This is a genomic window from Shewanella sp. SM21 (assembly GCF_025654335.1).
GTDB lineage: Bacteria > Pseudomonadota > Gammaproteobacteria > Enterobacterales > Shewanellaceae > Shewanella > Shewanella oncorhynchi.
The window spans coordinates 1-10,315 of the sequence record NZ_JAKKRL010000027.1 but is presented as its reverse complement, the minus strand read 5'-3'; the positions used below and the strand labels follow the sequence as shown (position 1 = coordinate 10,315).

General features: G+C 45.3%; 8 protein-coding genes and 1 rRNA gene. 4 read left to right on the top strand and 5 right to left on the bottom strand.

Going from position 1 to position 10,315, the window contains the following annotated elements; translation table 11 throughout:
- Nucleotides 1-111 precede the first annotated feature (111 nt).
- From rrf to fusA, 3 genes are all read left to right on the top strand, one after another.
- Nucleotides 112-227, top strand: a 5S ribosomal RNA gene (gene rrf / locus L5L94_RS21630).
- A gap of 703 nt (nt 228-930) precedes the next feature.
- A complete protein-coding gene (locus tag L5L94_RS21625) occupies nt 931-2,385 on the top strand; it encodes a diguanylate cyclase (RefSeq protein ID WP_263165007.1) in 1,455 nt (484 codons plus the stop codon).
- A gap of 440 nt (nt 2,386-2,825) precedes the next feature.
- Nucleotides 2,826-4,919: an elongation factor G gene (gene fusA / locus L5L94_RS21620; RefSeq protein ID WP_107402610.1), complete on the top strand. Its 2,094-nt coding sequence runs from the start codon at nt 2,826-2,828 to the stop codon at nt 4,917-4,919.
- A 152-nt stretch (nt 4,920-5,071) separates the two neighbouring features.
- Here the strand turns inward: fusA and L5L94_RS21615 are convergent, their stop codons facing one another.
- Nucleotides 5,072-5,959, bottom strand: coding sequence for a LysR family transcriptional regulator (locus tag L5L94_RS21615; protein WP_105251505.1), 888 nt, complete (start codon nt 5,957-5,959; stop codon nt 5,072-5,074).
- Between the two features lie 93 nt (nt 5,960-6,052).
- Between L5L94_RS21615 and L5L94_RS21610 the strand changes: the two genes are divergently transcribed.
- The gene (locus L5L94_RS21610) at nt 6,053-6,205 is read left to right on the top strand and encodes a hypothetical protein (protein ID WP_081729124.1); all 153 of its coding nucleotides are present in this window, start codon (nt 6,053-6,055) and stop codon (nt 6,203-6,205) included.
- Between the two features lie 268 nt (nt 6,206-6,473).
- Here the strand turns inward: L5L94_RS21610 and napB are convergent, their stop codons facing one another.
- The 4 genes from napB to L5L94_RS21590 all read right to left on the bottom strand — a co-directional run.
- Nucleotides 6,474-6,905 (bottom strand): nitrate reductase cytochrome c-type subunit NapB, encoded by a 432-nt coding sequence (napB, locus tag L5L94_RS21605; protein ID WP_113939717.1) that lies wholly within the window; start codon nt 6,903-6,905, stop codon nt 6,474-6,476.
- Nucleotides 6,902-9,397: a nitrate reductase catalytic subunit NapA gene (gene napA, locus L5L94_RS21600; protein ID WP_263165005.1), complete on the bottom strand. Its 2,496-nt coding sequence runs from the start codon at nt 9,395-9,397 to the stop codon at nt 6,902-6,904. Before napA ends, napB begins: the two co-directional genes overlap by 4 nt.
- Nucleotides 9,394-9,663 carry a chaperone NapD gene (locus L5L94_RS21595; RefSeq protein WP_198572888.1) on the bottom strand — a complete coding sequence of 90 codons (270 nt, stop codon included), beginning with the start codon at nt 9,661-9,663 and terminating at the stop codon, nt 9,394-9,396. The genes napA and L5L94_RS21595 overlap by 4 nt, the downstream gene beginning before the upstream one ends.
- A gap of 437 nt (nt 9,664-10,100) precedes the next feature.
- A partial coding sequence (locus L5L94_RS21590) for a transposase (protein WP_248943622.1) occupies nt 10,101-10,315 on the bottom strand: 215 nt, incomplete at its 5' end.

The window sequence follows — 10,315 nt, the reverse complement described above, 5'->3', positions numbered from 1 at the left end:
TTTATGACATCAAGTACATCCTTGTACTTGTTGAACTCAAACAAAGCAAATCAGCTTTCCGAATTATTATTAGCGTGAGCCAGCGATGGACACGGTAATAAACAGAATTTGCTTGGTGACAATAGCCTTGTGGAACCACCTGATCCCATCCCGAACTCAGAAGTGAAACGCAAACGCGCCGATGGTAGTGTGGGGTCTCCCCATGTGAGAGTAGGTCATCGCCAAGCGCCTAATTATCTCATTGAGATGTAATGAAGCCAGCTGAATAAGCTGGCTTTTTTGCATTCGCAATTTGTTAAATCCAGCCTAGTGTCTATTTAATTAGTCAGTTTTCCTCCTATTTTTCTCTCGATAATCCCTTTTTTACCTTCCACGATACGAATAATTTGCACCATTTGGCTTTATATCAATTCTATTAATATCCGCGACAACGGTTCTATCAGATTCAGTTCCGGAGAATAAGGCTGCAGTTTTATCTCAGATTATAAAATCTTCTGCCATCTTTGTTTGATGTCCCCGCACAGTCCATCATGATCGCGGTATAGCGGCCAAAGAACGTAGCTGCAGAAGTTAAGGCGAGGTGCAGCTGCAATAATCGTAGTTTGCAAAAGGCGTTATGATGGCTTTGGATGGCGAGTAAGGGGGGTTATTTAGGATAGCCCTGATGAAGCAAGCGATAAATATTGGCTTTTTAAATGTGATACCAAACTCAGACTGAGTGAACTTAGGACTGAGTGAACTTAGCAACGTTCTTTCCCATCAACTGATTACCTTATGAAGATAAGTTTTGCTGATGTACGAAGGCGTTAAGACACAATGGACAAACGAGCGTTTCGTATAAGCAATGATGGGAATTGGTATTGTGTGGTTTTCACGTATACACTTTTTTTACATTCCCCATCTAGCATCAGCTTTTAGGTTGAAATTTCAATGGAATTGCGTGGCTTATTGAGGTTATTGTCGCTATTGCTGTGTATGCCATTACTGGTGAATGCTGATCGTTTCATGGTGTCTAGTACTAAACTTGCGGATCAAGATGTTAGCGTCAAGTCTGCTGTGATAGTCCGTTATTGCGTTGATCCTGATTGGCTGCCCTATGAAGGAATACGAGAAGGTAAACATCTGGGGATTTCATCGGATTATATTCGTTATGTTGAGTCACATTCTTCCCTTAAGTTTCAGCTAGTGCCGACATCTTCTTGGACCGAAACTTTATCTTTTTTGCAAAGTGGTCAGTGCGATTTAACCCCTATGTTGAATAAAACGCTAATACGCGAGACTTATCTGCACTTCAGTGATGTCTATTTCCGCTCACCCAATGTGCTCGTTTCACTTAAAGAACAGCCTTTTCTGCAAGGATTGGAGAATATCAATACGCGTATTTTAGCCGTGCCCAAAGGTTATCGTTTAGCCGAGTATATTCAGCATTATTATCCTCAGATAGAAATGCTTACTGTTGCCAGTGAACCTGCGGGATTGCAGTCGGTTCTGGATAAACGTGCAGATCTGTTTGTTGGGTCAATGTTTTCGGTTAACGCTTACATTCAACAAATGGGATTTGATCATTTAAAAATTGCGGGTTGGGGCGGGCCGGAAGATGAGTTACGGATGGGGGTCGCTTATGGTCAAGAGTCCTTGTTACCCGTGATAAATAAAGCCTTAAACACTGTGAGTGAGCAAGAGCGGATCACGATTTATCAGAAGTGGAATAATGTGACTGTGATAGATGAGACTAACTATTCGCTTGTGTATCAAATTATCTGCGCGACGTGTCTGTTGCTCCTAATGTTGGGGGCGAGAACTTACTTTATGAGTCAATATAATCGAAGATTAACCGATAAGAATAAGCAGTTGGAAGCTTTACGCGAACAGCTTGAAGCGTCAAATGCCGAACTCGAATTTTTATCTACCCACGACCCCTTAACTAAATTGTATAACCGACATTACTTTAATCGCTTTTTTATTAATAACGAGCAGCATGATAAATCTGCTGGGGCAGGCATGTGCCTTGTAATGATTGATATCGACTACTTTAAAGAGATTAATGACACGCTAGGGCATAACGTCGGCGATCGCATTCTTGAGCAAGTGTCACAGGTATTACAGCACTGTGTGCGTGATTCTGATGTGGTCGCACGTTGGGGTGGCGAAGAATTTGTTATCCTCTGCCAACAGTCATCATTGCCATTAGTTGAAAGCTTGTGTGTGCGGATTGCGCAGAGGATTAATAATTATCAATTTACTGACAATGTTCACTTAACTTGTAGTTTTGGTGTCGCTAAGCTCGCAGAAAACGAACCTATACAATTGTGTTTTGAGCGGGCAGATCGAGCCCTTTATCGTGCTAAAACACAAGGGCGTAATCAAATGTGCATCGACACGTAAGGGTTTACTCAAGACTGATTTGTGGTTATTTGGCTAAAAGACTGCGATTGAAGTGAGTCGCGGATGTCATCTCTATTTTGGAGATAGGTATAACATGATTGTTCTAGCATCCATGCTTGCAGGTTAATGTTTGATGTTTGTACTGACGATATGATCGAAATCCCTTGAAAATCGCCTTATCCCATTAAAATGAGGTTTATTTAACGGTTTTTATTGATTGAGTGAAAAATAAGCTAAAGTGTTTTACTTATCTGTTTTAGTTCGTGTTTATGGCTATTTATCTAAATTATTACGCGACTTTATCGTGAAAAAGTACTCTAGCCATTTGCGCCGAGCAGGGTTCCAATTTACAATATGCGCCTAAAATAATCTGATGTGCGGTGTGTCGGTGTTTGTCGCATACTCCGTCTACTTCTTAAACTACTCATTAAAGTTGAATCATGACCGAATTATCCAAATACAGAAACATTGGTATCTTCGCTCACGTTGACGCGGGTAAAACCACGACCACCGAGCGTATCCTTAAGTTAACAGGAAGAATCCATAAAGCCGGTGAGACTCACGATGGCGAATCTACCACTGACTTCATGGTACAGGAAGCTGAGCGCGGTATTACTATTCAGTCTGCTGCTGTAAGTTGCTTCTGGAGAGATCACCGTTTCAACGTTATCGACACTCCAGGACACGTTGACTTCACCGTTGAAGTTTATCGTTCTCTGAAAGTGCTTGATGGCGGTATCGGTGTATTCTGTGGTTCAGGCGGTGTTGAGCCTCAATCAGAAACTAACTGGCGCTATGCGAACGAATCTGAAGTTGCGCGTATTATCTTCGTAAACAAGTTAGACCGTATGGGTGCTGACTTCTTACGCGTAGTTAAGCAAACTAAAGACGTATTAGCTGCTACTCCACTGGTTATGGTTCTGCCAATCGGTGTTGAAGACGAATTCACTGGTGTTGTTGATCTGTTATCTCGTAAAGCATACGTGTGGGATGAGTCTGGTTTACCAGAAAACTTTAATATCCAAGATGTACCTGCTGACATGGTTGACATGGTTGAAGAATACCGTGAAATGCTGATCGAAACTGCCGTTGAGCAAGACGATGCTGTGATGGAAGCGTACATGGAAGGCGAAGAGCCATCTATCGAAGATATCAAGCGTTGTATCCGCAAAGGTACTCGTACTATGGCTTTCTTCCCAACATACTGTGGTTCTGCGTTCAAGAACAAAGGTATGCAACTGGTTCTTGATGCTGTTGTTGATTATTTACCAGCACCAGACGAAGTTGAACCACAGCCATTAACTGACGAAGAAGGCAACGAAACTGGCGAATTCGCTATCGTTTCTGCTGATGAGCCATTAAAAGCGTTAGCGTTCAAAATCATGGATGACCGTTTCGGTGCCCTGACTTTCGTACGTATCTACTCAGGCCGTCTGAAGAAGGGTGATACCATCCTGAACAGCGCGACTGGCAAGACTGAACGTATCGGCCGTATGTGTGAAATGCTAGCTGATGACCGTATTGAAATTGAATCTGCTCAAGCTGGCGACATTATCGCTATCGTGGGTATGAAGAACGTTCAAACTGGTCACACTTTATGTGACGTGAAACACCCAGTTACCTTAGAAGCTATGGTGTTCCCAGAGCCAGTTATCTCTATCGCAGTAGCGCCAAAAGATAAAGGCGGTTCTGAGAAAATGGGTATCGCAATCGGTAAGATGATCGCTGAAGATCCATCATTCCGCGTAGAAACTGACGAAGATTCAGGTGAAACCATCCTTAAAGGTATGGGCGAACTTCACTTAGATATCAAAGTAGACATTCTGAAGCGTACTTATGGTGTTGAATTGATCGTAGGTGAGCCACAAGTTGCTTACCGTGAAACCATTACTCAAATGGTTGAAGATCAATACACTCACAAGAAACAATCAGGTGGTTCTGGTCAATTCGGTAAGATCGAATATATCATCCGCCCAGGTGAGCCAAACACTGGTTTCGTGTTCAAATCTTCAGTTGTTGGTGGTAGCGTTCCGAAGGAATTCTGGCCAGCAGTTGAGAAAGGTTTCGCGAGCATGATGAACACAGGTACTATCGCTGGCTTCCCAGTGTTAGACGTTGAGTTCGAATTAACTGACGGTGCATTCCACGCAGTTGACTCATCAGCAATCGCGTTCGAAATCGCTGCTAAAGGCGCTTTCCGTCAGTCTATCGCTAAAGCTAAACCACAACTTCTTGAGCCAATCATGAAAGTTGACGTGTTCAGCCCAGATGACAACGTGGGTGACGTGATCGGTGACTTAAACCGTCGTCGCGGCATGATCAAAGACCAAGTTGCTGGTGTAACAGGTGTTCGCGTTAAAGCTGACGTACCGTTATCAGAAATGTTCGGTTATATCGGTACTTTACGTACAATGACTTCTGGTCGTGGTCAGTTCTCTATGGAGTTCTCACACTACAGCCAATGTCCAGCTAGCGTAGCTGAGAAAGTTGTTGCTCAAGTTAAAGAACGTAAGGCTGCTGAAGCTAAGAAGTAATTCTTAACTTACCTTAGCTAATAAAAACCGCTGTCGGCCTCTAGGCTCGCAGCGGTTTTTTTATGGGCGAGATCCAACTGTAATCACCCGCTACGGCTGACGAAGTTTCGTATCCCGTTGTTTAAAATAATGTTAGTTCTCGCTTTATCTTCTCAGCGTTCAGTTTTTTGTTTACTCAATTCAAGCAAGGCCTTGGCTGCCGGTGTTAAAGGTAAACTTTGGCGCCAAATAAGCGCCAGATCCCATGTCATTGCGGGCTGCATAGGTTTAAAGACCAGTTTGCTGGTGCTTAATCGATTGCAGATAGGCTCAGGTAAAATAGCGACGCCCATATCGGCTTCGACCATGGCGGCGAGGAAATCCCACTGGCCGCTGCGAAAGGCAATATTGAGTTGAACACCTGCTTTGCGACTGAGGCGATTAATCAGTTTAGCGAGGGAGAAGTCTTCGTTATAGAGGATAAAAGGATAGGGCTGGAAGTCCTGCCATTTTAAGTGGTCTTTCTCGGCTAAGGGATGTCCCTCAGGCAGGCATGCGAGTAAAGGGTACTTAGTCAGGGGTTGATTGACGAGTTCTGTCTCATGGGTCGTGGGGAGCGCGGTAAAGGCGATATCGAGACTGTTATTGAGCAATGCTTGTTCGCAGCCGAATCCACCGTACTCATACATGTGTAGTTCAACCCCCGGATAACGCTTACGATAGCTAGTGAGCAAACCAATAATAAGACTGCTCATCATAGGACATACACCCAGTCGCAACCGCCCCGATTTGAGACCGCTAAGGTTACTCATGTCCTCCTGCAGTCTATGCCATTGGCCGAGAATTTCCCGTGCACTGTGCTCAAAGAGCTGACCAGCTTGAGTTAACTCAACCTTTTGGTTATTCCGGATCAGCAAGGTTTCACCAAGGCTTTCTTCAAGTCTCTGGATTATTTTGCTTAGTGTCGGCTGGGTGATAAAACATTTCTGCGCGGCGCGGGTAAAGTTTTCAGTTTCCACTAAGGTCAGAAAACACTGTAAGGTCTTGATTGGGATGTTCATGCTCAAATGGAATCCATATTATGGAATTTATTCATTTTACTAATGATAGTCTAAGTATTACTTTGACCTTGTTAACAAAACAGGGGAATACCGATGAAATCAAGTTCAAGTCTGTGGGTAGGTGCTTTGTGGCAGGCGGCTATGCCTGTGGCAAAAGATGTGCAAAACGCTAAAGCGGCGCAAGTAACTAAAACGGCTCCAGCGGGTGATTTGCATAAAGCAAAACAACAAGTAAACCCAGCCTAGGCTGGGTTTTTACTTTTCTGTGTTTTAGATTCTGCTCTTATTTTTATTTCCCTCGATTCTCACTCTGCCTTTTTAACTTCTGCTCAATCCCTTCCTTGGTGAAAGTACTGTTCAGCAACGGACGCTGAACCAGCGATAGACGTTTAGTCTTATGTTTACTTGAATACTCATTACTGGCTCTAAGCTAACTCATTAGAATTGGATGCTTAAATAGCAAAAAAGCCACCCTAATCAATTCGGGTGGCTTGGCTTTGCAGGGGATGGAGATTTACTTGCCGGAGAATTGATTCTCGACGAGTGGTTGCTTGTTTTCGGCCTGAGCCACATGGCATTGAGTACAGGCATAGTTATGTCCGTTAACTGTGCCTTTATCATCAATCACGTGGGACTTAGCTACTGGCGTGGCTTTCATGCGTTTTGCCTTGTCCCAACTATGGCAGCTCAAACAGCCATTTTTATCTAAGGTGATCTTGTAATCGTCCTTATGTGGGATGAGCGGGGGTTGCTCGCTAAAACTGCGCTCAATGGCGGTGCCGCGACTAGGATAAATCGCCATGGCATCGGCTGGGCGAATGTCGGTGATCGCCATGTTTCCTGCGAGGGATTGAATATTAACTGGTGCTACGTTGGTGTCGGTTTGCTGACCTGAACAGCCGGTAATGGCGACAAGTAACGCAGTTAAGGTGAGTATTTTTCTCATTGGTTATTCTCCGCCTTGAAGACTTTCACTGGGCATTTTTTAAAGTCAGTTTCTTTTGACAGGGGATCGGTCGCATCCAATATCAGTTTGTTGACTAACTGGCGCGTATCGAAGAAAGGCATAAATACTACGCCGCGTGGCGGTTTGTTACGGCCTTTGGTTTCAACTCGGGTTTTCACTTCACCGCGCGGTGAGGCCACTATGACTTCGTCACCACGTTGTACGCCGCGAGCTTTCGCATCTTCTGGATGCATGAAAATCTGCGCGTCGGGGTAGGCACGGTAAAGCTCGGGTACGCGGGCTGTCATTGAGCCTGTGTGCCAATGCTCCAGCACGCGGCCAGTCGACATCCACAAATCGTACTCTTCATTCGGCTCTTCGGCGGCGGGTTCATAGGGCAGGGCGAAAATCACCGCTTTGCCATCTGGCTTGCCATAGAATTTAAAGCCTTCACCCGCTTTGACATAAGGATCGCTCCCCTCAACGAAACGACGCAGCGTTTCTTTGCCATTAACGACTGGCCAGCGTAGGCCGCGGGTTTCGTGGTAACGGTCAAAGTCGGCTAAATCGTGGCCATGGCCACGACCGAAAGCTGCATATTCTTCGAAAATACCTTTTTGCAGGTAGAAACCGAAGTGTTCGCTCTCATCGTTTAATTCGGCTTTGCAATCGGAAGTTGGGAACTTGTCGATCACGCCATTGGCAAATAGCACTTCATATAAGGTTTTATCCGCGTATTCCGGTTGTTTGGCTATCAGTTCGGCTGGCCAGACTTCGGAGACTTTGAATCGTTTCGAAAATTCGACTAGTTGCCACAGATCTGAGGTTGCGCCTTCTGGGGCTTTTACTTGCTGATGCCACATATGAGTACGGCGCTCGGCATTGCCGTAAGCTCCTTCTTTTTCAACCCACATTGCCGTTGGCAAAATTAAATCTGCCGCCATAGCTGTGATGGTTGGGTAGGGATCTGAAACCACGATAAAGTTTTCTGGATTACGGAAACCTGGATAGATTTCATCGTTGATGTTGGGGCCTGCCTGCATATTATTGGTACACATGGTCCAGTAGCAGTTGAGCTTGCCATCTTTGAGCATACGGCTCTGGAGTACGGCATGGTAGCCAGGTTTGGCGGGAATGGTCCCTTCTGGCACTTGCCATAGCTTTTCGGTAATGGCGCGGTGCTTGTCGTTAGTGACTTCCATATCGGCGGGTAAACGGTGGGCGAAAGTACCGACTTCACGTGCAGTACCGCAAGCCGAAGGTTGACCTGTTAATGAGAAAGGACTGTTACCCGGTGTGGCAATTTTGCCCGTGAGCAAATGGATGTTGTAAAGCATGTTGTTCGCCCACACGCCGCGAACGTGTTGGTTAATGCCCATGGTCCACAGACTCATGACTTTAACGTTAGGGTCGGCATAGGCTTTGGCTAAAATCTCCAGCTTCTCTGGCTCGACGCCACTCATCTTGACGGCATATTCCAGCGTATAAGTGCTGACAAACTTGGCATACTCGTCAAAGCTAATGGGCGTGGATTTACCATTGCCTGGATTTTTGGCTTTTTTCTCTAATGGATGTTCTGGACGCAGGCCATAGCCGATATCATCTACCCCAAGGGCAAACTTAGTGTGTTTGGTAACAAAGTCGGTATTAACGGCTTTATTTTCAATAATGTAATTGGCGATATAGTTGAGGATCACTAAGTCCGACTGTGGGCGGAACACCATAGGGTTATCGGCCAAATCGAAGCTGCGATTCTCAAAGGTTGACAGCACATGCACTCGGCACGTTGGACTGCTTAAACGTCTATCGGATATTCTTGCCCACAGAATTGGGTGCATCTCAGCCATGTTTGCGCCCCAGAGCACAAACTGATCGGCGGCTTCTAAATCGTCATAACAACCCATGGGCTCATCGATACCGAAGGTGCGCATAAAGCCGCCTACGGCTGAGGCCATGCAGTGGCGCGCATTAGGATCTATATTGTTGGTAAGGAAGCCTGCTTTATGAAGTTTAGAGGCGGCATAACCTTCCCAAATAGTCCATTGACCAGAGCCAAACATACCTACCGACGTCGGGCCTTTGGTGGCGAGACTGTGTTTCCATTTCGCGGCCATAGTATCGAAGGCCACATCCCAGCTGACTGGGGTGAACTCACCTTCTTTATGGTATTTGCCGTCTTTCATCCGCAGCAATGGCGTGGTTAATCTGTCCTTGCCGTACATGATTTTTGATAGGAAATAACCTTTAATACAGTTAAGGCCACGGTTGACTGGACTTTCAGGATCGCCCTTAGTGGCGACCACTTTGCCCGCTTGGGTGCCCACTAATACGCTACACCCCACACCGCAGAAACGGCAGGGAGCTTTATCCCACTTGATACTGTCAGCTTGTTCGGCGGCTTCGACCATCTTAATGGGAAGTGTGACGCCAACGGCTGTCGCAGCGGCAACCGCTGCGTTGGCCTTGAGAAACTCGCGGCGGCTTATGCTCATAATATTTCCTCACTCTCTTGTACTAAGGGTTCTACTTGGTGGTAAATCAAGCTGGCAGATAACACGCCGGACAGGGCATTGATGGCTTCAATATTGTCAAGAATCGCTCTTTGGCTACTCCCTTCTAGGGTAACGACCAATTTTCCTTCGGGTGTAATTGCATGAATATCAGTACCCACTAATGCGCGGATATTGGCTTCAACCTGCTGTAAGGCTTTAGGCGTGGCATGCACCACAAGGCTGGTGACGTGGTATTCCTGACTCATACTGGATGACCTGTAGTAGCGTAAACTCGGTTACTTAAGATTAAAAAGGAGGGTAACCGAGTGCTGATACTGGCGAGTCTAGACCTGATAAAAAATGTGGGTATACCTCACAAGAGGTATTGAAAGCGATAGTCGATCCGGATCAAAGTTTTGCGAGTGATCTAACTCCCAGTTTGATATTTAAGCGGTTAGCACTGTCGTCACTAGGACATAGTGAGGAGTACATTTATGGAGAATACTATTGTGCATATCTGGAACCCGTGAACATTAACGGAAGCACAAGTGTGTAGATAGGAATCCTATACTTTTTACCAATTACAGGTGTTTATAAAATTTCTGAGTAAGAGCAATAGCTGACGTGCATGTTTGCAAAATCCTTCGATAGAACATATTTAGGAATAATTAGGGTCTGTTGATCTTTGCTGTACAAATGTTGTTCAGCAATACATCGGCAGCCACATTAACATAAACGCCAGTGACACCATACTGGCGTAATTTCTTGCTAGCTTGTCATATCTTGTTGATATTGCTCGATAGTGCTTAATTCTTCCAAAAGCATTCTCCACTAAATGTCGATACCGATATAAGCACCAATCGACTCTTTCTTGAGGTGTATTCTTATAGCGGCGCCTTGGAATAACAGATTTCCCGC